This window comes from Streptomyces sp. CB02009 (assembly GCF_001905825.1).
In the GTDB taxonomy this organism is placed as follows: domain Bacteria; phylum Actinomycetota; class Actinomycetes; order Streptomycetales; family Streptomycetaceae; genus Streptomyces.
The window spans coordinates 254,600-280,786 of record NZ_LIVV01000005.1 but is presented as its reverse complement, the minus strand read 5'-3'; the positions used below and the strand labels follow the sequence as shown (position 1 = coordinate 280,786).

Sequence of the window (26,187 nt, the reverse complement as noted above, 5' to 3'; positions counted from 1 at the left end):
CCCTCTCAGCGCTGGGGTGCGGGCGGGGCCCACGGGCCGGCCTTGGGGGCGGCGGTCCAGCCCTGCGGTCCGACCGGCGGCACCTGCTCGCGCTCCATGACCCCGCGGCGCCTGATCTTGTTGAGGACGTAGACGTTCCCGAGGTGCATGACGCCGAGGACGAGCAGGACAACCCCGAGCTTCACGGAGAGCGCCTCGAAGAGCGCGCGGGCGTCGAGGACGGCGGCGTCCTGGCTCAGGTAGAGGGCGACGAAGCCGAAGTTGACGAGGTAGAAGCCGACCACCAGGAGGTGGTTGACGGCCTCGGCGAGCTTCTCGTTCCCGTGCAGGACGTCCGCGAGGAAGATCCTTCCGTTGCGGCTGAGCGTGCGGGCGACCCAGACGGTCAGAGCCACGCTGATCAGCAGATAGACGATGTACGCGACGACAGTGAGGTCCATGCCCCACCCTCCCTTGAACGCGTTCAAAAGCTGTTGGTCATGACTGTAGACCTCTCTTTGAACGTGTTCAAGTCACTTCCGGGGGTGGAGGGAAACCCGCTGGCCACCGCCGGTCCCGCCGCCTAGGGTCGGCCGGATGACGCTCTCTCACGACGTGGCCGGACAAGGCCCCTCGACCGTTCTCCTGCTGCACTCCGGGGTCTGCGACCGCCGGATGTGGGACGGGCAGTTCCACGCCCTCGCGGAGGCCGGGCACCGGGTCGTCCGCTGCGACCTCCGCGGCTTCGGCGACACCCCCGTCGACGCCCCGCACACCCACGCCGACGACGTGCGCGAGCTCCTCGACCACCTCGGCGTCGAGCGGGCGGCCGTCGTCGGCTCCTCCTTCGGCGGCACGGTCGCCCTGGAACTCGCCGCCCGCCACCCCGCGCACGTCTCCGCCCTCGCCCTGCTCGCCTCCGGCATCCCCGGCTTCGAGCCCGGCGACGAGCTGAGCGCCTGGGGCGACCGCGAGGACGAGCTGCTGGAGGCGGGCGACCTCGACGGCGCCGTCGAGCTCAACGTCGACACCTGGCTCGGCCCCGAGGCCGGCCCCGAGGCCCGCGCGCTCGTCCGGGAGATGCAGCGGCACGCCTTCGAGGTCCAGCTCGCCGCCCCCGAGGAGTTCGAACCCGTCACCCCCGAGGTCACCGCCGGCGACCTCACCGGGATCAAGGTCCCCGCCCTCGTCGTCGCGGGCGCCCACGACGTCCCCGACTTCCGGGCGGTCGCCGACGACCTCACCCGCCTCCTGCCCGGCGCCCGCCGCGTCGACCTCGACTGGGCCGGGCACCTTCCCGCCCTGGAGCGCCCGGCGGAGACGGCCCGGCTGCTCACCGCCTTCCTGGCCGAGACGACACCGTAGGCCTCAGCCTTCCTGGCCGAGACGACGCCGTAGGCCTCAGCGGAACCGCCGCACCCCCGGTACCAGCGCCGTCGCGGCGCAGCAGCCGCCCACGGCGACGGCCGCGACGAGCAGCGGCAGCTCCGGGCCCCAGGCCGAGGCCGCGAGCGGCGCCAGGGCGTACCCCAGGGGCATCGCGGCCAGCGAGAGCAGCCAGTCGTACGAGGTGACGCGGGCCAGCGCGTGGGCGGGCACCGCCCGTTGGACGGCGGTCTCCCAGACGGGGGAGAGGAACCCGAGCCCGGCCTGCGCGAGCCCGTAGGCCGCGATGGTCAGCGGCGCCGGCGCGGCGACCGCGAGCAGGACGAGCGGCAGCGCGTACGTGGCGAGCCCGAGGTTCGCGGTGAGCACCGGGCGCCGGGGCGTGACCCGGTCGGCGAGCAGGGCTCCCAGGAGGAAGCCGACGGCGCCGACCTGGAGCAGGACGACCCAGGTGGTGCCGCCGCCGAGCCGCTGGACGGCGATGGCGGGCCCGAGGGTCATCAGGACGGCCGCGGCGCCGTTCCAGGCGCTGTGGCCGATCAGGCTGGTCCAGTACCAGTCGCGGGACCGCACCTCCTGCCAGCCCTCCGCCAGGTCGGCGCGGAGCGAGCGGCGCGGGATCGGCACCCGCTTCACCTTCACGGCCGTCAGGACGAGCGCGCTGACGGCGAAGGTCGCCGCGTCGAGGACGAAGGCCCAGCCGGGCCCCACGGTCAGGACGAGGGTGCCGGCGAGCGCGGGGCCGCCGAGCCGGCTGGCGCTCCGGGCGACGCTCATCGCGGCGTTGGCGCGGTGCAGCGACTCGGCGGCCACCGTGCCCTTCACCAGGGGTGCGTCGGTCGGCATGGCGAAGGCCCCGGCCGCGCCGCCGAGCGCCTCGGAGACCGCGAGGACGGCCAGGCTGGGCGTGCCGCCGAGGAGTTGGACCCCGACGACCAGCTGGGTGCCGCAGCGTACGAGATCCGTGGTGAGCGCGACCGTGCGGGCGTCGAACCGGTCGCCGACCACGCCGCCCAGGGGCAGCAGGAGCAGCTTGGGCACCATCGCGCAGCCGAGGACCAGGGCGAGCGCCGCGGTGGATCCGGTGGCCTCCAGGACGGCGAGGGCGAGGGCGGCGGGGATGGCGGCGTCGCCGAGGAGGGAGAGGGCGCGGCCGGTGAAGAGCAGCCGGAAGGAACGGGTGCGCAGGGGGTGCGGGGCGGGCGGCGCCGTGGTGGTGGCAGCGGTCATGGCCCGAAGAGTATTTCGGAACCGAATAATTCGTCAACGAAATACTTCTCGGGTGGTTCCCCGCCTGCCGACGTACGATCACCCCATGGCGCAACCCGAGGAACGGCGTACTCCGAGCGAGCCGCGCACGCCGAGCGAGCCGCGTACCGCGCGCGAGGCGAGTGCCCCGCGCGAGCCGAGTGCCGCGCGCGACTGGACCGACGGGCACGTCGCCCGCTGGCAGCCCGTCCTGCCCGACCTCGACCCCGTCGTGGAAGGCGCCGTCACCCGGATGAAGAAGCTCTCCGTCCACCTGCGCCGGGTGAGGGAGCAGTCGCTCGTCGACTTCGACCTGGAGCGCCACGAGTTCGACACCCTGCACAAGATCGCCGGCCGGGGCGGCAGCGCCGCTCCCTCCGAACTCGCCCAGGACCTCGACCTGGCCCCCGCCTCCGTCTCCGGCCGCCTCGACGCCCTGGAGAAGCGCGGCTTCGTCCGCCGCACCCAGTCCACCACCGACCGCCGCCGGGTCGTCGTCGAGCTCACCGACGCCGGCCACGAGACCTGGCTCGGCGCGATGGACGTCCTCGGCCACGAGGAGTACCGCCTGCTCGGCGTCCTCTCCCCGGAGGAGCGCGCCCTCCTCAACGGCATGCTGCGGCGCGTCATGGTCGAGGCGGAGTCCACGGAGCCGACCCGCCACTGGTAGGCCCGCGTGTCCCCGGACACGCGCCCCGGTCCCGGACACGGGCCCCGGACACGACGAAGGGGCGCCCTCGGGCGCCCCCTCACCGATGACGACCGCTCACATGCTGAGCGAGCGGGCGTAGTTGAGCTGGCCCATCACCCAGTGGATGGTGTCAGGTCCACGCGCCGGGATCATCGTCGCGTGGTGCTTGCCGCCGCTGGTCACGGTGACCTGGATGAAGCCGGTGGTCGTCTTCTCCTTCATCAGGAGGAACAGCAGGCCCAGCAGGCAGAAGATGAAGAAGATGACCGCGAGCACGATCGCGACCGTGGGCATCTTCTCCTCGGTCCGCGACATGTCCATCGCGTTCCACACGGAGCCCTTGAGCGGCATCGCGCCGGCCGGCGTGATGATCTGGTCGCCCACCACGGTGATGTCACCGAGGCTCAGCAGCGGCGTGCCGCCGCCCTGCGGCACGCCGGGCACCTGCTGCGGCGGCACCGGCACGCCGCCGGGGAGGGTCGGCTGGTACGCCGGAGGGTGCGGGTAGCCGTAGGCGGGCTGGCCCGGCTGCTGCTGCCCGGGACCCCACTCGTACTCCTCCGACCGGTAAGGGTTCGGCTCGCTCATCAGTCCCCGTCCTTCACGAAGAAAAAAGCCCGCTCCTGCACGCCGCAGCGTACAGAAGCGGGCCGAAACACCGGACCGGGAGCCGGAAACCCGGCCCCCGGAACACCCGTGATCAGAAGCGACGCGTGATCAGCGCCCGCTTCACTTCCTGGATCGCCTTCGTGACCTCGATGCCACGCGGGCAGGCGTCCGTGCAGTTGAACGTCGTGCGGCAGCGCCACACGCCGTCCTTGTCGTTCAGGATCTCCAGGCGCTGCTCACCGGCCTCGTCGCGCGAGTCGAAGATGAAGCGGTGCGCGTTGACGATCGCGGCCGGACCGAAGTACTGGCCGTCGTTCCAGAAGACCGGGCAGGACGACGTGCACGCGGCGCACAGGATGCACTTGGTGGTGTCGTCGAAGCGCTCGCGGTCCTCGGCGGACTGCAGGCGCTCGCGCGTCGGCTCGTTGCCCTTGGTGACCAGGAACGGCATGACGTCCCGGTACGCCTGGAAGAACGGCTCCATGTCGACCACGAGGTCCTTGAGGACCGTGAGGCCCTTGATGGCCTCGACCGTGATCGGCTTCTCGGGGTTGATGTCCTTGATCAGCGTCTTGCAGGCGAGCCTGTTCTTGCCGTTGATCCGCATCGCGTCCGAGCCGCAGATGCCGTGCGCGCAGGAGCGACGGAAGGTCAGCGTGCCGTCGACGTCCCACTTGATCTTGTGGAGGGCGTCGAGCACACGCTCCTTCGGGTCGATCTCGATCTGGAAGTCCTCCCAGACCGACGCGTCCGACACCTCGGGGTTGAAGCGGCGGATCCGCATCGTGACCGTGATGTACGGGGAGGCGGCGGACTCCGCCTCGACCTTGTCCAGTACGGGGGTAGCCATCAGTACTTACGCTCCATCGGCTGGTAGCGGGTCGTCACGACCGGCTTGTAGTCGAGACGGACGGTCTCGGAGCCGTCCTCGCCGACCTCGCGGTACGCCATGGTGTGGCGCATGAAGTTGACGTCGTCGCGGTTCGGGTAGTCCTCGCGGTAGTGACCGCCGCGGGACTCCTTGCGCGCCAGGGCCGAGACGGCCATGACCTCGGCCAGTTCGAGCAGGTTGCCCAGCTCGATGGCCTCCAGGAGGTCCGTGTTGAAACGCTTGCCCTTGTCCTGGATGGCCACGTTCTCGTAGCGCTCGCGGAGCTCGGCGACCTTCTCGACGGCCGTCTTGATGGTCTGCTCCGTGCGGAACACCATCACGTTGGCGTCCATCGTCTCCTGGAGCTCGCGGCGGATGTCGGCCACCCGCTCGCTGCCCGTGGAGTTGCGCAGCTTCTCGATCTGGGCGACGACCAGCGAATCCGGGTTCTCCGGCAGCTCGACGAAGTCGTGCTTGGCGGAGTACTCGGCGGCGGCGATGCCGGACCGCTTGCCGAAGACGTTGATGTCGAGCAGCGAGTTGGTGCCCAGACGGTTGGCGCCGTGCACGGAGACACAGGCGACCTCGCCGGCCGCGTACAGGCCCGGGACGACGGTGGTGTTGTCCGCCAGGACCTCACCCTCGACGTTGGTCGGGATGCCGCCCATGGCGTAGTGCGCGGTGGGCTGGATCGGGATCGGGTCCGTGTACGGCTCGATGCCGAGGTACGTACGGGCGAACTCGGTGATGTCCGGGAGCTTGGCGTCGAGCTGCTCCGGCGGGAGGTGCGTCAGGTCCAGGTAGACGTGGTCGCCCTCGGGACCGCAGCCGCGGCCCTCGCGGATCTCCGTGTAGATGGAGCGGGACACGACGTCACGGGACGCGAGGTCCTTCATGACCGGCGCATACTTCTCCATGAAGCGCTCGCCGTCCTTGTTGCGGAGGATGCCGCCCTCACCGCGGGCGCCCTCCGTCAGCAGGATGCCCATGCGCCAGATGCCCGTCGGGTGGAACTGGAAGAACTCCATGTCCTCCAGCGGCAGACCGCGCCGGTAGCAGGCCGCCTGGCCGTCACCCGTCAGCGTGTGCGCGTTGGAGGTCACCTTGAAGAACTTGCCCGTGCCGCCGGAGGCGTAGATCACGGACTTGGCCTGGAAGACGTGGATCTCGCCGGTGGCCAGCTCGTAGGCGACCACACCGGCGGACTTCTTGACGCCGTCCTCCTCGACCAGCAGCTGGTCCAGGACGTAGAACTCGTTGAAGAACTCCACGCCCTCCTTGACGCAGTTCTGGTACAGCGTCTGGAGGATCATGTGGCCGGTGCGGTCCGCGGCGTAGCAGGACCGGCGGACCGGGGCCTCGCCGTGGTTGCGGGAGTGGCCGCCGAAGCGCCGCTGGTCGATGGTGCCGTTCGGGGTCCGGTTGAACGGAAGGCCCATCTTCTCCAGGTCGAGGACGGCGTCGATGGCCTCCTTCGCCAGGATCTCGGCGGCGTCCTGGTCGACCAGGTAGTCACCGCCCTTGACCGTGTCGAAGGTGTGCCACTCCCAGTTGTCCTCCTCCACGTTCGCCAGCGCGGCGGCCATGCCGCCCTGCGCGGCGCCCGTGTGGGACCGGGTGGGGTAGAGCTTCGTCAGCACGGCGGTGCGGCTGCGCTTCGTCGCCTCGATGGCGGCGCGCATGCCGGCGCCGCCGGCGCCGACGATGACGGTGTCGTACTTGTGGATCTTCATGTCGTGGATTACCTCAGCCCCGTGCCTAGCGGATGTTCGGGTCGAAGGTGAAGATCACCAGCGTGCCCAGAAGGATGGTGAACACCGTGGCGGTGTACAGCAGGCCCTTGAGCCACAGGCGCGTGTTGGCCCGCTCCGCGTAGTCGTTGATGACGGTACGGAGGCCGTTGGCGCCGTGCAGCATGGCGAGCCAGAGCATCAGCAGGTCCCAGACCTGCCAGAACGGGGACGCCCAGCGGCCGGCCACGAAGGCGAAGCCGATCTTGGAGACGCCGCCGTCCAGGAAGAGCTGGATCAGCAGGTGGCCGAGGACCAGGACGACGAGGACCACGCCCGAGAGGCGCATGAAGAGCCACGCGGCCATCTCGAAGTTGCCGCGGGTCGCGCGCGGGGTCTTGCCCGTGCGCTTGCGGGGGGCCTCGATGTACGGCGCGGGGTTGTCCACGTCGTAGTGGGCGCCGCCCTCGACGGGACCGATCGTGGTGGAGGTGGTGTCAGCAGACATATCTGGCGTCAGCTCCCGAACAGTTCACGTGCGGCGTGACCAAGGATGGGGTACAGCGAGCCCGCCATCAGCACGACCCAGACGCCCACGACGGTCCAGAGCATCTGCTTCTGGTAGCGCGGGCCCTTGGACCAGAAGTCCACGGCGATGACACGGAGACCGTTCAGCGCGTGGAAGAGGATGGCAGCGACGAGGCCGTACTCGAGGAGAGCGACGATCGGCGTCTTGTAGGTCGCGACGACCTCGTCGTACGCCTCGGGGGAGACGCGGACGAGAGCGGTGTCCAGCACGTGTACGAACAGGAAGAAGAAGATGAGGACGCCGGTGACTCGATGAGCCACCCAGCTCCACATTCCTTCCCGGCCGCGGTACAGCGTTCCAGCCGGCACGGAAAAACCCTCCGGGAGCGGGGATCGGGGTCGGCCGGCTTCTCTGTCGGTCTGACCCGGCCGGGTACGGTCCACCGGCCCCGGTCATCGTAGCGACGACTTGTCGGTTCGCTCGCGCGGGGTCCATCGGTGTGATCAAACAGGCACGGACGGGCTATCGCACAGGCCGGAATCGCCGCATTCCGGACGGATTCACGGCCCGGAGTGTCGCGGTGTGAGGGCCTCCGCGAGCCGGAACGCCAGCCGGGCGCGGGCGAGCCGCCTGAGTTCGTCGGCGGCGATGACGCGTTCCTCCTCCGGTTCGTTGCCGAGACGTGACCGAATGCCTGCCAATACCTGGTCGAGACGCTCTCCGGGGCTCACTCCGTCGAGGCTGATCACGAACGCGTGTCCGAAGCCGCTCTCGTACGCGGCGTGGGCGGCCCGCAGCGCGGTCCGCGCCGCGGGCGGGGCGCCGGGGTGCGGCAGGGCCGAGGACTCGGCGGCCAGGGCCTCGTCGAGGTCGGCGCGGGACAGGTCGTACCCGGCCTCGTCGGCGGCGGCGAGCAGCGCGTCGACCGTGGGGTAGGGGCGGTGCGCCGCCACCCGTTCGGCCCAGCGGACGCTGTGGCAGCACGACAGGAGCAGGGTCTCGGCCTCGGCGGGCGAGGCGGCGTTGAAGCCGGCCAGCCCGCGGACGGAGGGGCCCTGGTTCTGGGCGGGTATGGCAGGCGTGTCCGTGGAGCCCGGCTTGCGGCAGGGGACGTGGGTGTCGCTGGTCAGCGTGGGCTCCGGTACTCCGGGACGGGCGGGGCGGCTCGCGCGCGGGACGGGCGCGATGGGGTGGGTGTGACGCAACGTTATCGACGGGACGAGGGAAGTGTCCGACGGATTAGCGAATTTCACCCGGAAGGGAGAGTTTCGGAACAGGTGATGGACGAACGCGTTCCGGTCACGGGGACGGTCATGTCCCCCGATTGGCCGGACCGCCCGCGGTGCGGGAGGATTCCGAATGATGCGGTACTCCATACGAGGGCCCCACAAGGGCCCCGCACTCCTGGCGACGGCGGTGGCACTGGCCACCGTGGCGGCCTGCTCCGGCGGATCTCCGTCCGGCTCGGGCACGTCCGCCGCCGCCCCCTCCGGCACCTCTTCCGGCACGTCCGCGAGCGCGGCGCCCACCAGCGCGCCGCCCAGCCCGACACCCACGCCGACGCGGACCTACCCGCTCTCCACCGCGCCGCGCACGGTGCCCGCGGTCCGCGACCACGAGGCCGCCCGCGGACCCGGCTGGAAGCCCGCGGCCCCCGCCGGAGTCGTCGTCGCGGCGAACAGCGCGGGCCTCGCCGACGAGGGGAAGCTCCTCGCGGGGGAGCTCGGCATCCCGTACCGGGGCACCGCCGCCGCGGGGCCCGGGGACGTCGAACTGGCGCTCGGCGGGACCGGGGCGCGCGAGTCGTACACCCTGACCGTCCGTGACGGCCGGGTCCGGATCACCGGGCCCGACGAGGCCGGCGTCTTCTACGGCACCCGCACCCTCAAGCAGTCGGTGAAGGGCACCGGCGCGATGCCCGAGGGCGTCGTCACCGACGCGCCCGCGAAGCCCCAGCGCGGACTCAACGTCGACATCGCCCGCAAGTTCTTCACCGCCGGCTGGATCGAGGACCGGCTGCGCGAGATGGCCGACCTCAAGCTCAACCAGTTCGGTCTGCACTTCTCCGACGACCAGGGCTTCCGGATCGCCTCCGACTCCCACCCCGAGATCGTCTCCGCGCAGCACCTCAGCAAGGCGGAGGTGCGCCGGATCCTCGCCCTCGCGCAGAGCCTGCACATCACCGTCGTGCCCGAGATCGACTCGCCCGGACACCTCGGCGCCGTCCTGCGCGCCCACCCGGACCTCCAGCTGCGCAACGTCCAGGGGGTCCCGCGGCAGGGCGCCATCGACATCTCCAAGCCGGCCTCGGCGCAGATCGTCGACGACCTGCTCCGCGAGTACTCCGCGCTCTTCCCCGGCGGCTGGTTCCACGTCGGCGCCGACGAGTACCAGGCGCTGACCGTCCGCAGCCCCTCCGCCTCGTACCCGCAGCTGGCCACGGCGGCCCGGCAGAAGTACGGACCCCAGGCCGGTGTCCAGGACCTCGCGGAGGGCTGGCTGAACGACCGCGCCGCCGTCGTGCGCACGGCCGGGAAGACGGCCAAGGCCTGGAACGACGGCTTCTTCCGCGGCGGCGTCGTCACCGCCGACCAGCGCATCGAGGTCGAGTACTGGACGGGCAAGGAGATCGGCGCCCGCCCGCCCGCCGAGTACCTGGCCGAGGGCCGCAAGGTCATGAACCTCAACGACGAGTACCTGTACTACGTCCTCGGCGAGCCGAACCAGTTCACGTACCCCACGGGCCGCCGCATCTACGAGCAGTGGACCCCCCTGGTCCTCCGCGGCACGACCCCCGTCCCCGCCCGGTACGGCCCCCAGATCCTGGGCGCCCGCTTCGCGGTCTGGTGCGACCTGGCGGGGGCCCAGACCCCGGCCCAGGTGGCGAACGGCATCCGCATGCCCCTGACGGCCCTCGCCCAGAAGGTCTGGGACGCCAGGACGCCGACCCTGACCTGGGAGCAGTTCCGGACGCTGGCGACGCAGGTGCGCGGCTGACCCGGATCTGCCAGCACTCTGCTGGCAGTGCGACTAAAGTTGTCGCATGGCCACTCTCTACGTACGCGACCTGTCCGAGGAAGCGCTGACCGAGCTGAAGATAAGGGCCGCGCGCAACAGGCAGTCCCTCCAGGCGTACGCCCGGACCCTGCTGGAGCAGGAAGCGGCGACGCCGTCGCTCGAGGACGTGCTCGCCCGTGTCGAGGAGCGGGCCACGGCCCGCCTGGAGACGGGTGACGTGCTCGACGAGATCGACCGGGGAAGGCGGCGCGAGTGATCGTCGTGGACGCCGGCGCGCTCGTCATGCTGCTGGCCGACGCCGGTCCCGTCGGCGGCGCGCTGCGGGAGCGGGTGAAGGGGGAGCGCCTGCTCGCCCCGTATCTCGTCGACATCGAGGTGGCCTCGGCCCTGCTGGGCCGCCATCGCGGCGGCAAGCTCACCACCCGTGAGCTGGACGACGCCTGCGCGGCCTTCGCCGAGCTGCCGCTGCGCAGGTCGGAGCAGCTCCCGCTGCTGCCCCGGGTGCGTGAGCTGTACGCGAACCTCACGGCCTACGACGCGACGTACGTGGCGCTCGCGGAGGGGTACGGCGTTCCGTTGGTGACCAGTGACGGTCGGATCCGCGACGGCGCGCGGGCCACCGGTGCGAAGTGCCCGGTCGAGGTCTTCAACGAGAAGGCCCTCGGGCTGCGGTAGGACCCTAGGCAACACCCGGGCGCCACTGGCATGATTCCGGCCGCGCAGTGACGAAAAAGCGCCACACGGCGCAGTAGGGGACGTACTGCGTCCATATCGGGTGGCAAGGAGGCGTCCATGACGTCGGTGACGGGCCGGAGCCTGCTGGAACTGATCGACGGGGCCGACGAGCGGGGCCTGGCCGCGGCCGGTCTCGCCTGCCTCGACCGCTGCCTCCCCCTGCTCGCCGGCGACCGGGGCGACGCCCTGCGTCCCGTGTGGGCCGCCGTCGCGCGCGGTGACGGCGAGGCCTGGGGCGAGGCCGTCGCCAAAGCCCGGGTCGAGCTGGACGCGGAGACGGGCGCCGACGGCGCCGACGGCGGGGCCGTACGCGGCATGCTCGCGGACGCCCCGTCGAGCTGGACGGCCGGCGCCCTGCGCGGCTGGGCCGCCGCCTGCTCCGTCACCGCCCTCGCCCTGCACGGGCGGTACGACGCCGCCGACGTGCCCGACGGCCTCGTCGAGCGCTGCCGGGCCGGTGACGCGGACGGCGCGGGCCCGCTGCTCGCGGGAGAGCTCCGCCGCCAGCAGGCCGTCCTCGACTCGGTCGCCCACGGCCCGACCGGTCTGCGCCGGGCCCGTGAACTCTCCGTCGAGGGCGGGCGGGTGCTGCGCGCGGTCGTCTCCCGCCGGGCCCGGACCGCCTGAGCCGCCGGGAGGCCCGCCGCCGGGCCCCGCACCGCCTGAGGCGCTCCTAGGAGGCCTCCTCCGGGGCCTCCGGGGCCGCGATCGTCGCCGAGGCGATCGTCTCGGCGATCTGCCGCTCGGCCGTCGCCTTGTCGAGGCCGAGACCCGCCAGGACGCCCGTACCGTCCTCGTGCTCCATGAGGGCCAGCAGGATGTGCTCGGTGCCGACGTAGTTGTGGCCGAGGCGCAGCGCCTCGCGGAACGTCAGCTCCAGGACCTTCTTCGCCGCCGCGTCGTACGGGACGAGGGTGGGCGGATTCTCGACGGCCGGCGGCAGGGTCGCGGCGGCCGCCTCGCGGACCTGGTCGAGGGTGACGCCCCGCGAAGTGATCCAGTGCGCCGCGATCCCCTCGGGCTCGGCGAGCAGGCCGAGTGCCAGGTGCGCGGTGGTGATCTCGCCGTTGCCGACGGCCGTGGCCTCGTTCTGGGAGGCCATCACCACGTTCCGGGCGCGGGGGGTGAAGCGGTTGAACCCGGCGTTCGGGTCCATCTTCTCGGCGTCCGGGTCCTTCGGTACGAACCGCTTCTGGGCCGCCTGGCGGGTGACGCCCATGCTGCGGCCGATGTCGGTCCAGGAGGCGCCGGAGCGCCGGGCCTGGTCCACGAAGTGGCCGATGAGGTGATCGGCGACATCGCCGAGGTGGTCCGCCGCCATGACGGCACCGGAGAGCTGCTCCAGTGCGTCGGTGTGGACCTTCTTGATCGCGTCGATGAGTTCGTCGAGACGGACAGGGACATTCGGGCCGACTGGATTCGTCATGAGGCAACCGTAGGTTGACACCCCTTCACTGTCAACCTTCGGTTGACACCCGGAAGGGGTGGAAAAAGGGAGACGGCCGAGGTCGCCACCCCCCACAGGAGAGACCCCGGCCGTCGTCCACGGAGCCGCAGCACGGCTCCGTACTCCATTCAGCGCCGGGAGTGCGCTTTCTGTCACACCGCGGGCGGGTCGGCGGCATCCCGCGCACCACCGCCCGAAGGTTGCAAGTTGTACAAAGAGCCCGGACCGCGTGGACGCGGCGCCGCGACACGACGTAGCGTGCAGATGCGCGAGGCGTCGTGGCGGTGGTGACCAGCCGCGATGAAGCGACGACGCGACCGACGAACAGGGTTTGGGGAGTGCTGGGGGACGACGCGGAGCTGACGGCCGCGGTGCTCGCTGCGCAGGACGGGGACGAGGACGCGTTCCGTACTGTGTATCGCGCCGTGCATCCACGGTTGCTCGGCTACATACGCACACTGGTCGGCGACATCGAGGCGGAGGACGTCGCCTCGGAGGCCTGGCTCCAGATAGCCCGTGACCTCGACCGCTTCGACGGCGACGCGGACCGCTTCCGCGGCTGGGCGGCCCGGATCGCCCGCAACCGGGCCCTCGACCACGTCCGCATGCGCGGCAGGCGCCCCGCCGTCGGCGCCGACGAGACGGAACTCGCCGACAAGCCCGCCGCGTCCGACACCGCGGGCGAGGCACTGGAGGCGCTGGCCACCGGCCACACCATGCAGCTGATCGCCCAGCTTCCGCAGGACCAGGCCGAGGCCGTCGTCCTGCGCGTCGTCGTCGGCCTCGACGCCAAGACCGCCGCCGACACCCTGGGCAAACGCCCCGGAGCCGTCCGTACCGCGGCCCACCGAGGCCTCAAGAAGCTGGCCGAACTCCTCGGCGTCGACGGCGAGACGGCCGGACCGGACGGCACCGGCGAGGCCGTCGTCCCGCTGGACGGTGTGCCTCCGCAACGCGGGCGCGTGCCGGGGTCGGTGGCCCCGGGCGGTGTGACGCAATCGCGTCCGCGTACGCAGAAGGACATGTGATGGCCGACGAGCGGTACCAGTGGCTCGACCAGGAGGCCGCGGAGCGGCTGCTCCGCGGCGAGCCGGTCGATGCCGTCGACGACCACACCCGTTCCCGGGCCGAGCGCCTCGCCGAAGCCCTCGACGCGGCCCGCGCCGAAGCCCTCGACGCGGCCCGCACTCCGGCCCTCCCCCCGGCCGCGCGCACCGAGCTCCCGGGCGAGGCCGCCGCACTCGCCGCCTTCCGCGCGGCGCGGGCCGAGCGCGCCGCCGGCCCCGCCGCGGCCCCCGTCGCCCCGGCCGCCACGAGCCGCACCGAACAGGCCGAACTCGGCCGGGTGCGGCTCGCCCCCGTGCCCGCCGGCCGCGTTCCCGTGCCCGCCGGCCGCCCCCGCTGGGGACGCTCCCTCCGCTACGGACTCGCCGCCGCGGTCGCCGCCGTCACCGTCGGAGGGGTCGCCGTCGCCGCGGGAACGGGTGTGCTGCCCATGGTGGGCGGCCCCGCGCCCGCGAGCTCCGTCACGGCGGGCGAGCACGCCGACCCGCTCGTCTCGGAGGACCCCGGCATACGCAAGGACCCGGAGGCCCCCTCGACGGAACCGGGCGGCGACGACCGCACGCCCACCGCGTCCCCCTCGTCCGGCACCGTCACCGCCCCGCCGTCCACCGGAACGCCCGACGGGCACGGCACGGGCACCCAGGGTCCCGGCACCCCGAAGCCGGACCGGACCACCTCCGGCACGGGAACGGACCCGGGCGGATCCGGCGGGGAGACCGGCGGCAAGGACGGCGGCGCGGGCGGCACGGGAGGCGACCCGAGCACCACCACGACCCGGGAGAAGGTCCTCAAGGCCTGCCGGGCCTTCCGCTCGGGACAGCTCGACGCCGGCGGCCGCAAGGGGCTCACGGACATCCTGCGCGACGGCGAGACCCTGCGCCGCTACTGCGACCGGATCCTCGGCGGCACGTCCGCGCCGCAGGACGGCGGCAGCGGCGGGGACGACTCGAAGGACGGGTCCGACGACGACCCCAAGGGCGACGGGAACGACCGGGGAAGCGGCGACGGGCGTGGCGGCGACCGCGACGGTCGGAACGGCGACGGCGGCCGGGACCGCCGCGACACGGCCCGCTCCTCGGCCCCCGACACCGCCGGTCTCACCGCCGTACCGCCCCTCGGAATCGGCGTCGGCGCGCGCGTTCCGCTCCCGGTGTAACACTTCTGGACCCGTCGGCGCAGTACTGAGTGTGCCGACTGGTCATCGGCCGCGCAGTGAGCCGGGGTTCCCCCCGTACCTACGGCTCCGCGCACATGGCGCGGGTGGGACACGTTCCCCCGGTCCCACCCGCGCCCTCTCCCTCCCCCTCCCGAGTCACCGGTCGACGGGGCCCCCGGTCACCAGTGGACGACGACCTTGTCGCCGACCTTCACCTGGTCGAAGAGGGTCGTGAGCTTGGCCCGGTCCCGGACGTTGACGCAGCCGTGCGAGGCCCCGTTGTAGCCGCGCGCCGCGAAGTCCGACGAGTAGTGCACCGCCTGGCCCCGGCTGAAGTACATCGAGAGCGGCATCGGCGTGTGGTACAGCCGCGACCAGTCCTGCCGGACCTTGCGCTCCACGGTGAAGATGCCCTCGCGGGTCGGGGTGTTCTCCGAGCCGAAGCGGACGTCCATCGACGAGACGACCTTGCCGTCGATCATCCAGGCGAGGGTCCGGCTCTCCTTGCTGATGCACAGCACCCGGCCGGTCATGCACCGCGCGTCGGGGGTGTCCAGCTCGTTGGTCGTCGACGGCTTCAGCTCGTCGGCGGTCGGCTTCCGGCTCGCGCCGAGCAGCCGCTGCCAGGTCTCCTCGTCGACCGATCCCGTCAGCGGCAGGCCCTGCTTCTTCTGGAACTCCTTGACCGAGCCGGCCGTCATCGTCCCGTAGAAGCCGGTCGGCGCCCGGTCGAAGTGCTTGAGCTGCCGCAACCGCGCCTGGAGCTCGCGGACCTGCTCGTTCTCGTCCCCGTCGCCCATCACGGCCTTGGTGCCCGCGGACCCGGACGGCGTCCCCGAGGGCGTCCCCGTGGGCGCGTCGGTGGGCGTCGCGGCCGAGTCCGACGGGGACGGCGGCTTGCCGTCCTCGGTGGGGGCGTCGGTCGGCGCGGAGGCCGACGTGGCCGGTGCGCCCGTCGGGCTCCCGGTGCCGCCTCCGGAGCCGGCCGCCTGGGCCGTGCAACCGGCGGCGAGGGCCACCGAGGCCGCTGCCAGAACCACTCTGCGTATGACGGAAGAAGACCGCTTCATTGGTGTTGCCCCCCGAGACGATTCGTATGTACCCAGAGATGCTTCCCGCGCGTGTGCGGTTGCGCGCGAAGGTCACGATCCGCGCATGCTGTGAGCAGGGCCCAATCTCATCGGGAGGCACAGCCAATGGCGCGCGAGTCGGAGTCGGGACTGCCCATCGAGCCGGTCTACGGACCGGAGGCGCTGGAGGGCTGGGACCCGGCGGAGAAGCTGGGCGAGCCGGGCACGTACCCCTTCACCCGTGGGGTGTACCCGTCGATGTACACCGGCCGGCCGTGGACGATGCGCCAGTACGCGGGCTTCGGCACGGCGGTCGAGTCCAACGCCCGGTACAAGCAGCTGATCGCCAACGGCACCATGGGCCTCTCCGTCGCCTTCGACCTGCCGACGCAGATGGGCCACGACTCGGACGCGCCGATCGCCTCGGGCGAGGTCGGCAAGGTGGGGGTGGCGATCGACTCGGTCGAGGACATGCGGATCCTGTTCGACGGCATCCCGCTGGACCGGGTCTCCACCTCGATGACGATCAACGCCCCCGCCGCCCTCCTGCTGCTGATGTACCAGCTGGTCGGCGAGGAGCAGGGAGTCCCGGCGGACCGGCTGACCGGCACGATCCAGAACGACGTGCTGAAGGAGTACATCGCCCGCGGCACGTACATCTTCCCGCCCAAGCCCTCCCTCCGGCTGATCGCGGACATCTTCCAGTACTGCCGGACCGAGATCCCGAAGTGGAACACGATCTCGATCTCCGGCTACCACATGGCGGAGGCGGGCGCCTCGCCCGCGCAGGAGATCGCGTTCACCCTGGCCGACGGCATCGAGTACGTGCGGACCGCCGTCGCGGCCGGGATGGACGTCGACGACTTCGCCCCCCGGCTCTCCTTCTTCTTCGTGGCCCGCACGACGATCCTGGAGGAGGTCGCGAAGTTCCGTGCGGCCCGCAGGATCTGGGCCCGGGTCATGAGGGACGAGTTCGGCGCGGAGAACCCCAAGTCGCTGATGCTCCGCTTCCACACCCAGACCGCGGGCGTGCAGCTGACCGCCCAGCAGCCCGAGGTCAACCTCGTCCGCGTCGCCGTCCAGGGCCTCGCCGCCGTGCTCGGCGGGACGCAGTCCCTGCACACCAACTCCTTCGACGAGGCGATCGCCCTGCCGACGGACAAGTCCGCCCGCCTGGCCCTGCGCACCCAGCAGGTCCTGGCGTACGAGACGGACGTGACCGCGACCGTCGACCCGTTCGCCGGCTCGTACGCGGTGGAGCGCATGACCGACGACGTCGAGGCGGCCGTCCTGGAGCTGATGGGCCGGGTCGAGGAGATGGGCGGCGCGGTCAGTGCCATCGAGCGCGGCTTCCAGAAGGGTGAGATCGAGCGCTCGGCGTACCGGATCGCGCAGGAGACCGACAGCGGCGAACGGGTCGTCGTCGGCGTCAACCGCTACACGGTCGACGTCGAGGAGCCGTACGAGCCGCTGCGGGTCGACCCGGCGATCGAGGCCCAGCAGGCCGAACGGCTCGCCGCCCTGCGGGCCGGGCGCGACCGGGCGGCGGTGGACACGGCCCTCGCGGAGCTGCGGCGGGCGGCCGGGGGCACGGACAACGTCCTGTACCCGATGAAGGACGCCCTCAGGGCCCGCGCCACCGTCGGCGAGGTCTGCGGCGCGCTGCGGGAGGTCTGGGGCACCTACGTCCCGACCGACGCGTTCTGATCTTCCGCGATACGAAACACACGGGCGGAGAGTCGTACTGACATGCGACACTCCGCTTCATGCTGGGTGTCACCGATCTTCCGACCTATCTCGTGGGCCTCGTCCTCATCATTCTCCTGCCGGGGCCGAACTCGCTGTACGTGCTGTCCGTCGCCGCCCGCAAGGGCACCAGGACCGGATACAAGGCCGCCGCCGGAGTCTTCACCGGCGACGCCGTCCTCATGACGCTGGCCGCGCTCGGCGCGGCCTCCCTCCTCCAGACCACCCCCCTGCTCTTCATGATCGTGAAGTACGCGGGCGCGGGCTACCTGGCCTGGATGGCGTACGGCATGCTGCGCTCGGCCCGGGAGATGTGGCGCTCGCGCGGCGAGGTGGCGGAGGCGGCCGAAGGGGCCGAGGAGACGAAGGCCGGGCCGGGGGAGAACCCGTACCGCAGGGCGCTCGTCATCAGCCTCTTCAACCCGAAGGCGATCCTCTTCCTCATCTCCTTCTTCGTGCAGTTCGTCGACCCGTCGTACGCCTACCCGGCCCTCTCCTTCCTGGTGCTCGGCACCCTCCTGGAGATCGGCAGCTTCCTCTACCTGACGATGCTGATCTTCGGCGGCACCCGGCTCGCCGCCGCCTTCCGCCGCCGCCGCAGGCTCTCCGCGGGAGCCACCTCCGCCGCCGGCGCCCTCTTCCTCGGCTTCGCCGCGAAGCTCTCCCTCAGCAGCGCCGCTTGACCCTCACACCGTGTGAGGCCGTTCCGTAGGGGTCGTCATGTTCACCATCGGAGACTTCGCCCGGCACGGGCGGGTGTCGGTCCGGATGCTGCGCCACTACGACGCCATCGGACTGCTGCGCCCGGCCCGGGTCGACCCGCACACGGGCTACCGCTTCTACACGGCGGACCAGCTCGCCCTGCTCAACCGTGTCATCGCGCTCAAGGACCTCGGCTTCACCCTCGAACAGGTGGGGGCGATCCTCGACGAGAAGTTCGACGCGGACGAGCTGCGGGGCATGCTGCGTCTGCGCCAGGCCGAGCTGGAAGCGGCCATGGCGGAGGCGCGGGCACGGCTCGCCCAGGTCGGCGCGCGGCTCCGGGCCATCGAAAGCGAGGGACGCATGTCCACCCAGGACGTCGTCGTCAAGAAGATCCCCGCCGTCCGGATCGCCGAGCTGAGCGGGGTCGCCGCGAGCTTCGGCCCGCAGCACATCGGCCCGGTCATCGGGCCCCTGTACGACGAGCTCTGCGGCCGTCTGGAGGCCGCCGGGCTCACCGGCTTCGGCCCGGGGATCGCGTACTACGAGGACGCGGGCCGGGGTGACGGCTCGGTCCTCGTGCACGCCGGCATGACCGTCCCGGAGGGGACGGCCGTGGAGGGCGTCGAGGTGCGTGTGCTGCCCGCCATCGAGGAGGCGGCGACCGTCGTGCACCGGGGCTCGATGGACACCATCCTGCCGACCGCGCAGACCCTGGCCCGCTGGATCGAGGCCAACGGGTACGAGACGCGGCACTACGCGCGCGAGCTGTACCTGGAGTGCCCCGAGGACCGCTCCCGGTGGGTGACGGAGCTCCAGGAGGAGATCGTCCGCGCCTGACGCCTGACGCCTGACGCCTGACGCCTGACGCGTGACGCGTGATTCCTGGCGCTCGGCCGCGGGTGCCTGCGGGCCCGGGTCCCCCGCACGGGGCCCGGGCCCGCCGCTCTCCGCGGGCGGCTCCGGCCCGGAGCCGCCCGCCGGACCGCTACCTCCTCAGCGCCTTCCGCAGCCGCAGCGCGCGCCGCGCCAGCCGGCGGACCCTCGGGTGCCGGGGGAGCGGGATGCCGCCGGGCAGGTTCAGGACGGTGAGGCGGCGGCGGGTGAAGTGGTGGCGGGTGCGTTCGGCGAAGGGCCCGGACAGGTGCCGTACCGCGGGCTCCCGCAGCTCCGGACGGATCTTCGGCTGCATCGCGAAGCCGACCGCCGCGACCAGGTCGTTCAGCCGGTCCGTCGCGATCGCGCCGCCGTCCTCCGCGGCGCCCTCGGCACCGGCCTCCAGGGGCGGGACGACCGCGTCGACGACGGTGAGCGGGATGCGGTTGCTGTTCTGGAACGGGGTGAGCCGCTCCAGGAGGCCGCGCGTCCCGACCCGGGCGACCGGCAGTCCGTAGAAGGTCCGCGCGGTGAGCAGGGCCGTGGAGAAGCAGCCGACGACGAGGGCGGGCCGCAGTTCGCGGTAGAGCACCTCGGCGAGCACCGGCCGGTCCTCGACGGTCAGCTCGGCGCCGAGCGCCGCCACCTCCTCCGCCAGCGCCTTCGACCAGGTGTCGGGGGCCGTCGGGTGCGGTTTGAAGACGAGCCGCCGGTGGCCCCGGGCGACCGCGCCCCGGACCATCCGCAGGTGCAGCTCCTCCTCCTCGGCGGCGGTCAGCAGGTGGAGCGCCGCCAGGTACTGGCCGAGGAGCAGCGCGGGTCCGTCCCCGGCGGCGGCCGTGGCGGCGGGTCCGGCCAGTTCGTCGACGCACGCGGTGAACGCCTCCGTCGGCACGGCCTCCGGCACCGCCCCGAACTCGGCGAGCAGCAGCGGCGCGAGGCCGGGGACGAGGTCGAGGTGGAGCAGCCGGCCGACGCGCCCGCCGATCAGCGGGTCGATCTTGTTCCGGGTCGGCCCGTAGCTCATCAGGCCGTCCGCGTAGACGGTGAGGGGCGCGTCGGGCAGCAGTTGGGCGATGGCGAGCGCGGGCGTCACCTGGATCGATTCCAGGGCGAGTTCGACGTGGTCGTCGCCGAGGTCCCAGATCCTGCGCAGATGGCGCTGGAGGAGCGGCAGGTCGCTCGGCCGGGGGGTCCAGCCGCCCGGGTGGAGCGGGGAGATCGTCTCGTTCCAGGACAGGACGGAGTCGAAGCGGTCGCGGAGCCGCTCGAAACCCTCGGCCCGGTCCAGCGGTGGCGTCGTCTCCGGCACGGCGGCGTTGTTGGTGACGAGGAGGATCCGGCGGTCGGCGGGGCCGAAGCGGCCGCTGTCCAGGGCGGCGGCGATGGTCACGGCGCCGTAGAGGGTGGAGGCGCAGAAGATCTGGGTGGTCCGGCGGGTGCTCACGCGGCCACCTCCGCGGCGGCCGCGCCGGTCCCGGAGGCCGCGCCGGTCCCGGCGCCCGGGCCCGCGCCCGGCCCCGGCGGCGGTGCCGGGCGGCGCCGCCGCAGTCTCCGCAGCATCGTCGCGCGGTCCCCGCCCATCGCGGTGAGGGCCTCGTCGAGGACGTCCTGCGGCATGCGCCGCAGCGCGCCCGCGCTCATCGCCTTCAACTGGCGGGCGACGTCCGGTTCGAAGCGCTCGATCGACCCGATGTGATGGGAAATCACCGCGCAATAGGTGCGTACGGCTTTGGGGAGAAGGAGACCGGCGTCCGCGTCCTTCGCGGTCTCCTCGATCACCTGGTCGAAAGCGCGAATGAAATCCAATTGCCTTATGTCGCCGATCTGGGTGAGTGAGGTCGCCACTCCGCGCCGGTAGAAGACGCCGAGTTCACCGATCGCGGCGAATGATTTCGCCTCGCGGTGCAGGCGCCAGATCCAGGGCCGGTCCTCGGCGGTCCGCAGCCCGTGCGTGAAGTGCAGCAGTCCGCGGTCGAGGAGCCGCCGGTGGTAGATCCCCGCCCAGGCGTACGGGTAGTCGACCGAGGTCGTCCGGTGCGCCGGCAGGATCGCGTCCCGCGGGTCCAGCACCTCGCGGCGCCGGGGGACCGGCGCGCGGCGGATGCCGCGGTTGCGGCCGGTGACGGAGACGTGGTCGGTGCGCAGGAAGTCGCAGCCGAGGTCCTCGGCGGCGGCGACCAGGCGGGAGTAGTAGCCGGGGGCGAGCCAGTCGTCCCCGTCGAGGAAGGTGAGGTACTCGCCGCGGGCGGCGTCGAGACCGGTGTTCCTGGCGGTGGCGAGGCCCCCGTTGTGCTCGTGCCTGATCAGGACGGCACCCGGGATCTCGCGCGCGGCCCGCTCGAGGATCTCCGGGGTCCCGTCCGTCGAGCAGTCGTCGACGAGCAGGAACTCGAAGTCCTCCCGGGCGTTGGCCCGCAGGCTGGTGAGGGTGTCGGGGGCGTATGTCTGCACGTTGAAGAACGGCACGACGACGGAGAGCTTGACCACGCGGTTGACGCTAGGTGCCGTCCCGGCATTCCCACCGACCGCTGGGCGTCTCTTCGGTGAACACGAAGCGGCGGGCCGATTAACCGCCTTTACCGGCAGGGAAATTCGGCCCCGATACGTCCGGTTCACGACCCACTTCAACAGGAGGAGAGGCTCTGTTCACCGTTTGTTGTGTCTCAGTTGGGCCGAAAAGCGGAATGCCCTTCTAGCGTCCTCGGCGTGCCAGCAAGTACCAGAGAAGCGGTGCGGGTAGCCGTACTAGCCGACTCCGACACCCGGTGGAAATGGGGCGCCCTCACGGCGCGCCGCATCACCACGGCGACCGCCGAACCCACCGGATTCGTCCTGCGCGGACGGGCGACCCCCACCGCACGCCAGCTCGCCGAGACCGGGGTGTCCAGCACCACGCCGCGCGAGGTGACCGGTGCGGAGTTCCTGCGCGCCGTACGGGACGCGGAGACGCGCGGCGAGGGGTACGACGTCGTCGTCCTCGCGCTCGTCGGCGGCACCGTCCGGGCCGTCCTCCAGGGTCTCGCCGACCTGGGCCTCGAACGGCGTCCCGTGGTCGTCACCGGCTATGTCGGCGTCGTCTACGAGAAGCTGACCGACGGGCTGCTGCTGCGCCACGGCGCCGACGTCGTCCTCGCCAACTCCCGGCACGACGCGGAGCGCTTCCGCGCCGTGTACGAAGGGGTGGGCGCCGGGGCCGACGCGGTCGTCGAGGCGGCACTGCCCTTCCTGGGCGGCGCCCCGCACACCCCGGAACCCGGCCGCGACACCCTGGTCTTCGCCGCCCAGCCGTCCGTGCCGGCCACCCGGACCGAACGCGCCTACGTGCTGCGGCGCCTGATCGAGCACGCCCGGCTCCACCCGGGCCGCGAGGTGCTCCTCAAGCTCCGCTCCAAGCCGGGCGAGCACACCACGCACCTGGAGGAGTACCCGTTCCAGAAGCTGGTCCGCGAGCTCGACCCGCCGGCCAACTTCTCCCTCGTGTACGGGCACATGGGCGAGGTCCTCGACCGCACCGACCTGCTGGTGACCGTCTCCTCGACGGCCGCCCTCGAAGCCCTCCACCGCCGCATCCCCACCGCGATCCTCACCGACCTCGGGGTCCGCGAGGTCCTCGGCAACCACCACTTCGTCGGCTCCGGCCTGCTCGCCTCCTTCGACCGGCTCGACAAGGGGCTCGCCCCGACGCCCGACGCGCACTGGCTCGCCCGGCAGGGCGTCGCGTCCGACGGCTCGTACGACGCGGCCTTCGACGCGGCCCGCGACCGGGTCACCGAACTCCTCGCGCTCCCCGCGCTCCCTCCGATCACCCCCTACTACACGACGGAGACGGCGCCCGGCTATCTGCCCGGGATCCTCGCCCGCCACCGCCTGGACGTCACCGCCCCGGAGCCCCGCGAGAGCGGCCTGCGCAGGGTCGTCCGGGAGGCCGCGCGGGGTGCGTACCGCCACGGCGTGCAACGCGTCGCCCCCGTCATCCGCCGTCTGGGAGAACTCTGATGACCACCACCGTGCTCGCCGTGATCCCCGCGAGGGGCGGTTCGAAGGGCGTGCCCGCCAAGAACCTCGCCCCGGTGGCCGGAGTCCCCCTGGTCGCCCGCGCTGTCCGGGCCTGCCTCGGCGCCCGCCCCGTGACCCACGTCGTGGTCTCCACCGACGACGCCGGCATCGCGGCCGCCGCCCGCACCGCGGGCGCCGAGGCCGTGCGGCGCCCGGCCGAGATCGCCGGCGACACCGCCACCAGCGAGGCCGCGGTGCTGCATGCCATGGACGCCTTCGAGGCCACCCACGGCCGCCCGGCCGACGTGGTCCTCCTCGTCCAGTGCACCAGCCCCTTCCTCAGCTCCGCCGAGGTCGCCGAGACCGTCGAGCGCATCACCTCCGGCGCCGCCGACACGGCCTTCACCGCCGCCCCGTCGCACGGCTTCCTCTGGCGCGAGACGGTCGAGGACGGCGCCACCGGCGTCAACCACGACAAGGCGCACCGCCCCCGCCGCCAGGACCGGGAGCCCGAGTACCTGGAGACCGGCGCCGTCTACGCGATGGACGCGGCCGGCTTCCGCACCCACCGGCACCGCTTCTTCGGCCGCACGGCACTCGTCGTCACCGACCCCGCCCGGGTCCTGGAGATCGACGACCCGCACGACCTGGCCCGCGCCCGCGTCCTCGCCCCGCTCCTCGACACCCCGGCCACCCCGGGCTTCGCGGACGTCGACGCCGTCGTCCTCGACTTCGACGGCACGCAGACCGACGACCGGGTCCACCTGGACGCCGAGGGGCGCGAGTTCGTCTCCGCCCACCGCGGCGACGGCCTCGGCATCGCCGCCCTGCGCCGCGCCGGACTGCCCGTCCTCATCCTCTCCACCGAGCAGAACGCCGTCGTCGCGGCCCGCGCCCGCAAGCTCAAGATCCCCGTCCTGCACGGCATCGACCGCAAGGACCGGGCCCTCAAGGAGTGGTGCGAGGCCGAGGGCATCGACCCGCAGCGCGTGCTCTACGCCGGAAACGACGTCAACGACCTTCCCTGCTTCCACCTCGTCGGCTGGCCCGTCGCGGTGAGCAGCGCACACGACTCCGTACGGGCCGCGGCCCGCGCGGTCACCGTCACCCCGGGTGGCTCGGGGGCGATCCGCGAGATCGCCGCCTGGCTCCTCGGACCCGAGCTCGACACCCCCAACTCCTAAGGACCGGCACCATGAACACCCGTATCCGCACCCTCGGCGACAAGACCGCAGGCCCGGGCCACTCCGTCTACATCACCGGCGAGATCGGCATCAACCACAACGGTGACCTCGACAACGCGTTCGCGCTGATCGACGTGGCCGCCGAGGCCGGCTGCGACGCCGTCAAGTTCCAGAAGCGCACCCCCGAGATCTGCACCCCGCGCGACCAGTGGGACATCGAGCGGGACACCCCCTGGGGCCGGATGACGTACATCGACTACCGTCACCGCGTCGAGTTCGACGAGACCCAGTACCGCGCCATCGACGAGCACTGCAAGAAGCGCGGCATCGACTGGTTCGCCTCCCCGTGGGACACCGAGGCCGTCGCCTTCCTGGAGAAGTTCGACGTCCCGGCCCACAAGGTCGCCTCGGCCTCCCTCACCGACGACGAGCTGCTGCGCTCGCTGCGCGCCACCGGCCGTACGGTCATCCTCTCCACCGGCATGTCGACGCCGGCGCAGATCCGTCACGCCGTCGAGGTCCTCGGCAGCGCGAACATCCTGCTGTGCCACGCCACCTCGACCTACCCGGCCAAGGCCGAGGAGCTCAACCTGCGCGTCATCCAGACGCTGCAGGAGGAGTACCCCAACGTCCCGATCGGCTACTCCGGCCACGAGACCGGCCTGCAGACCACGCTGGCCGCCGTCGCCCTCGGCGCCACCTTCGTCGAGCGCCACATCACCCTCGACCGCGCGATGTGGGGCTCCGACCAGGCCGCCTCCGTCGAGCCCCAGGGCCTGCAGCGCCTGGTCCGCGACATCCGCACCATCGAGGCCGCCCTCGGTGACGGCGTCAAGAAGGTCTACGAGTCGGAGCTCGGCCCGATGAAGAAGCTCCGCCGGGTCCAGGGCCTCGTCGCCGCATGACCGGGCAGCTGGCGTTCGTCGAGAGCCCGGTCCAGCTCCTCAACGTCCTGGAATGGGCGCACACCCGGGCGTCCGCCACGGCCGCGCCCTCCGCGGCCTCCGCCGGCCCGGACGGCCCGGCGGAGGCCGTGCCCGCCGGCGCGGCCACCGCGGCGCCCGGCTCCGCGGACGCCGGTGCGTCCGCGGAGGCGTCCCGCTCGACGAACGCCACCCAGGGTGCGGCCCTGCCCGCGCCCGCCCTGACGGTCGTCGTCCTGTCGCCGACCGACCCCATGTCGCGGGGCCAGCTGCGCCGGATGGCCCAGCTGGCCCGCGACGAGGGCCTCACCGTCCACTGGCAGGAGGCCCGCGGCGGCCGGGGCGCGCTCGTCCGCACCCTGCGGGAGCTCGCCCGGCCGCTGCGCTCGGCGGAGCGGGTGATCATCGGAGACCCGTTCTCCCGGTACGTCCAGCTCCTCCTCACCCTCTTCGCCCCCCGCCACCTGACCGTGGTCGACGACGGCACCGCCACCATGGAGTACGCGGCCCAGGTCGGCCGCGGCGAGCGCCTGGTGCGCTGGCACCGCAGGAGCGGCGGCCTCGACCCGCGCGAGCTGGTGCTGGCGCCGGTGTCCCTGCTCGCCAAGAAGCGCCTCGCCCCGACCTCCGGCCGGACGGTCGAGATCTTCACCTCGCTGCCCGTCGAGGTCCCCGAGGGCATCACGGTCACCGAGAACTCCTACGCCTGGACCCGGGCCCGCTTCGGCCCGCCGCTGCTCACCGGCGGCGCGGACCTGGTGGGGACCTCGCTGGTGGAGACGGGGGTGGTCGACGCCGCGCACTACGACCGGGTGGTGGCGGAACTCGCCCGCGCCCACGGCGCCACCCGCTACTTCGCGCACCGCAGGGAGAGCGCCGAGAAGCTGCACCGGATAGCGGTCGAGACGGGCCTCCAGGTGGTCCGCCCGGAACTGCCCCTGGAGCTGATCGCCCGCCGCGGCCCGATCGGCCGTACGGTCGTCAGCTTCCCGTCCACGGTCGTGCACACCCTGCCGCTGGCGCTCGCCGGCACGGGGGTGAAGGTCGCGGTCTGCGAGATCGCGCCCGAGTGGCTGCGGGCCACCGCCTCCCCGCGGGCCCAGGGGTTCCTGTCCGGGGTGACGGGCACGGCGGCCCACGAGGTCGACCGGCTGACCTCCCGGGCGGCAACCCAGACCGATCGGCTCGAATTCGGCTGAGCGTACCCATAGGGAACGGGCTTC

The 26,187-nt window shown here is 72.4% G+C and carries 27 protein-coding genes; 15 read left to right on the top strand and 12 right to left on the bottom strand.

What is annotated here, in order from left to right:
- Window positions 1-5: 5 nt before the first annotated feature.
- Window positions 6-440: a hypothetical protein gene (locus AMK27_RS20760; protein ID WP_073910279.1), complete on the bottom strand. Its 435-nt coding sequence runs from the start codon at window positions 438-440 to the stop codon at window positions 6-8.
- 136 nt (window positions 441-576) lie between these two features.
- Between AMK27_RS20760 and AMK27_RS20755 the strand changes: the two genes are divergently transcribed.
- Entirely contained in the window at window positions 577-1,344 is a 768-nt protein-coding gene (locus AMK27_RS20755; RefSeq protein WP_073910276.1) for an alpha/beta fold hydrolase, read from the top strand.
- Window positions 1,345-1,380: 36 nt separating this feature from the next.
- Here AMK27_RS20755 and AMK27_RS20750 read toward each other — a convergent pair whose 3' ends face one another.
- Window positions 1,381-2,595, bottom strand: a complete 1,215-nt coding sequence (locus tag AMK27_RS20750) for an MFS transporter (RefSeq protein WP_073910272.1) — start codon at window positions 2,593-2,595, stop codon at window positions 1,381-1,383.
- 85 nt (window positions 2,596-2,680) lie between these two features.
- On the opposite strand from AMK27_RS20750, the gene AMK27_RS20745 reads away from it, so the two are divergent.
- The gene (locus AMK27_RS20745) at window positions 2,681-3,283 is read left to right on the top strand and encodes a MarR family winged helix-turn-helix transcriptional regulator (RefSeq protein ID WP_241847565.1); all 603 of its coding nucleotides are present in this window, start codon (window positions 2,681-2,683) and stop codon (window positions 3,281-3,283) included.
- A 96-nt stretch (window positions 3,284-3,379) separates the two neighbouring features.
- Here the strand turns inward: AMK27_RS20745 and AMK27_RS20740 are convergent, their stop codons facing one another.
- The 6 genes from AMK27_RS20740 to AMK27_RS20715 form a co-directional block, all read right to left on the bottom strand.
- Window positions 3,380-3,892: a hypothetical protein gene (locus AMK27_RS20740; RefSeq protein ID WP_030318428.1), complete on the bottom strand. Its 513-nt coding sequence runs from the start codon at window positions 3,890-3,892 to the stop codon at window positions 3,380-3,382.
- Window positions 3,893-4,004: 112 nt separating this feature from the next.
- A complete protein-coding gene (locus tag AMK27_RS20735; RefSeq protein ID WP_030318427.1) occupies window positions 4,005-4,763 on the bottom strand; it encodes a succinate dehydrogenase iron-sulfur subunit in 759 nt (252 codons plus the stop codon).
- Window positions 4,763-6,517 (bottom strand): succinate dehydrogenase flavoprotein subunit, encoded by a 1,755-nt coding sequence (gene sdhA / locus AMK27_RS20730; RefSeq protein ID WP_073910270.1) that lies wholly within the window; start codon window positions 6,515-6,517, stop codon window positions 4,763-4,765. The genes AMK27_RS20735 and sdhA overlap by 1 nt, the downstream gene beginning before the upstream one ends.
- A 25-nt stretch (window positions 6,518-6,542) precedes the next feature.
- Window positions 6,543-7,022 carry a succinate dehydrogenase hydrophobic membrane anchor subunit gene (locus AMK27_RS20725; protein WP_073910267.1) on the bottom strand — a complete coding sequence of 160 codons (480 nt, stop codon included), beginning with the start codon at window positions 7,020-7,022 and terminating at the stop codon, window positions 6,543-6,545.
- Between the two features lie 8 nt (window positions 7,023-7,030).
- Window positions 7,031-7,411 carry a succinate dehydrogenase, cytochrome b556 subunit gene (gene sdhC, locus AMK27_RS20720; RefSeq protein ID WP_073910264.1) on the bottom strand — a complete coding sequence of 127 codons (381 nt, stop codon included), beginning with the start codon at window positions 7,409-7,411 and terminating at the stop codon, window positions 7,031-7,033.
- Between the two features lie 192 nt (window positions 7,412-7,603).
- Window positions 7,604-8,248, bottom strand: coding sequence for a 2-oxo-4-hydroxy-4-carboxy-5-ureidoimidazoline decarboxylase (locus AMK27_RS20715; RefSeq protein ID WP_389807675.1), 645 nt, complete (start codon window positions 8,246-8,248; stop codon window positions 7,604-7,606).
- 154 nt (window positions 8,249-8,402) lie between these two features.
- On the opposite strand from AMK27_RS20715, the gene AMK27_RS20710 reads away from it, so the two are divergent.
- From AMK27_RS20710 to AMK27_RS20695, 4 genes are all read left to right on the top strand, one after another.
- Window positions 8,403-10,040 carry a beta-N-acetylhexosaminidase gene (locus AMK27_RS20710; RefSeq protein WP_073910262.1) on the top strand — a complete coding sequence of 546 codons (1,638 nt, stop codon included), beginning with the start codon at window positions 8,403-8,405 and terminating at the stop codon, window positions 10,038-10,040.
- A gap of 46 nt (window positions 10,041-10,086) precedes the next feature.
- Window positions 10,087-10,317, top strand: coding sequence for a FitA-like ribbon-helix-helix domain-containing protein (locus AMK27_RS20705; RefSeq protein WP_073910259.1), 231 nt, complete (start codon window positions 10,087-10,089; stop codon window positions 10,315-10,317).
- Window positions 10,314-10,736, top strand: coding sequence for a type II toxin-antitoxin system VapC family toxin (locus AMK27_RS20700; protein WP_073910256.1), 423 nt, complete (start codon window positions 10,314-10,316; stop codon window positions 10,734-10,736). The genes AMK27_RS20705 and AMK27_RS20700 overlap by 4 nt, the downstream gene beginning before the upstream one ends.
- A gap of 117 nt (window positions 10,737-10,853) precedes the next feature.
- Window positions 10,854-11,423 (top strand): hypothetical protein, encoded by a 570-nt coding sequence (locus AMK27_RS20695; protein WP_073910253.1) that lies wholly within the window; start codon window positions 10,854-10,856, stop codon window positions 11,421-11,423.
- A gap of 46 nt (window positions 11,424-11,469) precedes the next feature.
- Here the strand turns inward: AMK27_RS20695 and AMK27_RS20690 are convergent, their stop codons facing one another.
- Window positions 11,470-12,222 (bottom strand): Clp protease N-terminal domain-containing protein, encoded by a 753-nt coding sequence (locus AMK27_RS20690; protein WP_073910250.1) that lies wholly within the window; start codon window positions 12,220-12,222, stop codon window positions 11,470-11,472.
- Between the two features lie 359 nt (window positions 12,223-12,581).
- Between AMK27_RS20690 and AMK27_RS20685 the strand changes: the two genes are divergently transcribed.
- Both AMK27_RS20685 and AMK27_RS20680 read left to right on the top strand, forming a co-directional pair.
- A complete protein-coding gene (locus tag AMK27_RS20685; RefSeq protein WP_073910248.1) occupies window positions 12,582-13,271 on the top strand; it encodes an RNA polymerase sigma factor in 690 nt (229 codons plus the stop codon).
- Window positions 13,271-14,464 (top strand): hypothetical protein, encoded by a 1,194-nt coding sequence (locus tag AMK27_RS20680; RefSeq protein WP_073910245.1) that lies wholly within the window; start codon window positions 13,271-13,273, stop codon window positions 14,462-14,464. The genes AMK27_RS20685 and AMK27_RS20680 overlap by 1 nt, the downstream gene beginning before the upstream one ends.
- 179 nt (window positions 14,465-14,643) lie before the next feature.
- Here the strand turns inward: AMK27_RS20680 and AMK27_RS20675 are convergent, their stop codons facing one another.
- Entirely contained in the window at window positions 14,644-15,534 is an 891-nt protein-coding gene (locus AMK27_RS20675; protein ID WP_073910242.1) for a L,D-transpeptidase family protein, read from the bottom strand.
- Window positions 15,535-15,660: 126 nt separating this feature from the next.
- Between AMK27_RS20675 and AMK27_RS20670 the strand changes: the two genes are divergently transcribed.
- The 3 genes from AMK27_RS20670 to AMK27_RS20660 are packed head-to-tail and all read left to right on the top strand — an operon-like array spanning window position 15,661 to window position 18,822.
- Window positions 15,661-17,241 (top strand): acyl-CoA mutase large subunit family protein, encoded by a 1,581-nt coding sequence (locus AMK27_RS20670; RefSeq protein WP_073910239.1) that lies wholly within the window; start codon window positions 15,661-15,663, stop codon window positions 17,239-17,241.
- Between the two features lie 59 nt (window positions 17,242-17,300).
- On the top strand, window positions 17,301-17,963 hold the full coding sequence (leuE, locus tag AMK27_RS20665) for a leucine efflux protein LeuE (protein WP_073910236.1): 663 nt from the start codon (window positions 17,301-17,303) through the stop codon (window positions 17,961-17,963).
- A gap of 37 nt (window positions 17,964-18,000) precedes the next feature.
- A complete protein-coding gene (locus AMK27_RS20660; protein ID WP_073910232.1) occupies window positions 18,001-18,822 on the top strand; it encodes a MerR family transcriptional regulator in 822 nt (273 codons plus the stop codon).
- 148 nt (window positions 18,823-18,970) lie between these two features.
- Here the strand turns inward: AMK27_RS20660 and AMK27_RS20655 are convergent, their stop codons facing one another.
- Window positions 18,971-20,305 (bottom strand): polysialyltransferase family glycosyltransferase, encoded by a 1,335-nt coding sequence (locus tag AMK27_RS20655; RefSeq protein WP_073910228.1) that lies wholly within the window; start codon window positions 20,303-20,305, stop codon window positions 18,971-18,973.
- Window positions 20,302-21,348, bottom strand: a complete 1,047-nt coding sequence (locus AMK27_RS20650) for a glycosyltransferase family 2 protein (RefSeq protein WP_073910225.1) — start codon at window positions 21,346-21,348, stop codon at window positions 20,302-20,304. The genes AMK27_RS20655 and AMK27_RS20650 overlap by 4 nt, the downstream gene beginning before the upstream one ends.
- A 219-nt stretch (window positions 21,349-21,567) precedes the next feature.
- Here AMK27_RS20650 and AMK27_RS20645 point away from each other — a divergent pair, with 219 nt between their 5' ends.
- Genes AMK27_RS20645 through AMK27_RS20630 form a run of 4 tightly spaced genes read left to right on the top strand, consistent with a single transcriptional unit; the run spans window position 21,568 to window position 26,163 of the window.
- Window positions 21,568-22,857 (top strand): DUF6716 putative glycosyltransferase, encoded by a 1,290-nt coding sequence (locus tag AMK27_RS20645; protein WP_073910222.1) that lies wholly within the window; start codon window positions 21,568-21,570, stop codon window positions 22,855-22,857.
- Window positions 22,857-24,041 carry an acylneuraminate cytidylyltransferase gene (locus AMK27_RS20640; protein ID WP_073910220.1) on the top strand — a complete coding sequence of 395 codons (1,185 nt, stop codon included), beginning with the start codon at window positions 22,857-22,859 and terminating at the stop codon, window positions 24,039-24,041. The genes AMK27_RS20645 and AMK27_RS20640 overlap by 1 nt, the downstream gene beginning before the upstream one ends.
- A gap of 11 nt (window positions 24,042-24,052) precedes the next feature.
- Window positions 24,053-24,946, top strand: a complete 894-nt coding sequence (locus AMK27_RS20635; RefSeq protein WP_030318398.1) for an N-acetylneuraminate synthase family protein — start codon at window positions 24,053-24,055, stop codon at window positions 24,944-24,946.
- On the top strand, window positions 24,943-26,163 hold the full coding sequence (locus tag AMK27_RS20630) for a hypothetical protein (protein ID WP_073910217.1): 1,221 nt from the start codon (window positions 24,943-24,945) through the stop codon (window positions 26,161-26,163). The genes AMK27_RS20635 and AMK27_RS20630 overlap by 4 nt, the downstream gene beginning before the upstream one ends.
- Window positions 26,164-26,187 lie beyond the last annotated feature (24 nt).

Coding starts and splice junctions, on each gene's coding strand:
- AMK27_RS20760 (WP_073910279.1), bottom strand. CDS start 440: ATGGACCTCACTGTCGTCGCGTACATCGTCTATCTGCTGATCAGCGTG.
- AMK27_RS20755 (WP_073910276.1), top strand. CDS start 577: ATGACGCTCTCTCACGACGTGGCCGGACAAGGCCCCTCGACCGTTCTC.
- AMK27_RS20750 (WP_073910272.1), bottom strand. CDS start 2,595: ATGACCGCTGCCACCACCACGGCGCCGCCCGCCCCGCACCCCCTGCGC.
- AMK27_RS20745 (WP_241847565.1), top strand. CDS start 2,681: ATGGCGCAACCCGAGGAACGGCGTACTCCGAGCGAGCCGCGCACGCCG.
- AMK27_RS20740 (WP_030318428.1), bottom strand. CDS start 3,892: ATGAGCGAGCCGAACCCTTACCGGTCGGAGGAGTACGAGTGGGGTCCC.
- AMK27_RS20735 (WP_030318427.1), bottom strand. CDS start 4,763: ATGGCTACCCCCGTACTGGACAAGGTCGAGGCGGAGTCCGCCGCCTCC.
- sdhA (WP_073910270.1), bottom strand. CDS start 6,517: ATGAAGATCCACAAGTACGACACCGTCATCGTCGGCGCCGGCGGCGCC.
- AMK27_RS20725 (WP_073910267.1), bottom strand. CDS start 7,022: ATGTCTGCTGACACCACCTCCACCACGATCGGTCCCGTCGAGGGCGGC.
- AMK27_RS20710 (WP_073910262.1), top strand. CDS start 8,403: ATGATGCGGTACTCCATACGAGGGCCCCACAAGGGCCCCGCACTCCTG.
- AMK27_RS20705 (WP_073910259.1), top strand. CDS start 10,087: ATGGCCACTCTCTACGTACGCGACCTGTCCGAGGAAGCGCTGACCGAG.
- AMK27_RS20695 (WP_073910253.1), top strand. CDS start 10,854: ATGACGTCGGTGACGGGCCGGAGCCTGCTGGAACTGATCGACGGGGCC.
- AMK27_RS20690 (WP_073910250.1), bottom strand. CDS start 12,222: ATGACGAATCCAGTCGGCCCGAATGTCCCTGTCCGTCTCGACGAACTC.
- AMK27_RS20680 (WP_073910245.1), top strand. CDS start 13,271: ATGGCCGACGAGCGGTACCAGTGGCTCGACCAGGAGGCCGCGGAGCGG.
- AMK27_RS20675 (WP_073910242.1), bottom strand. CDS start 15,534: ATGAAGCGGTCTTCTTCCGTCATACGCAGAGTGGTTCTGGCAGCGGCC.
- AMK27_RS20670 (WP_073910239.1), top strand. CDS start 15,661: ATGGCGCGCGAGTCGGAGTCGGGACTGCCCATCGAGCCGGTCTACGGA.
- leuE (WP_073910236.1), top strand. CDS start 17,301: ATGCTGGGTGTCACCGATCTTCCGACCTATCTCGTGGGCCTCGTCCTC.
- AMK27_RS20660 (WP_073910232.1), top strand. CDS start 18,001: ATGTTCACCATCGGAGACTTCGCCCGGCACGGGCGGGTGTCGGTCCGG.
- AMK27_RS20640 (WP_073910220.1), top strand. CDS start 22,857: ATGACCACCACCGTGCTCGCCGTGATCCCCGCGAGGGGCGGTTCGAAG.
- AMK27_RS20635 (WP_030318398.1), top strand. CDS start 24,053: ATGAACACCCGTATCCGCACCCTCGGCGACAAGACCGCAGGCCCGGGC.
- AMK27_RS20630 (WP_073910217.1), top strand. CDS start 24,943: ATGACCGGGCAGCTGGCGTTCGTCGAGAGCCCGGTCCAGCTCCTCAAC.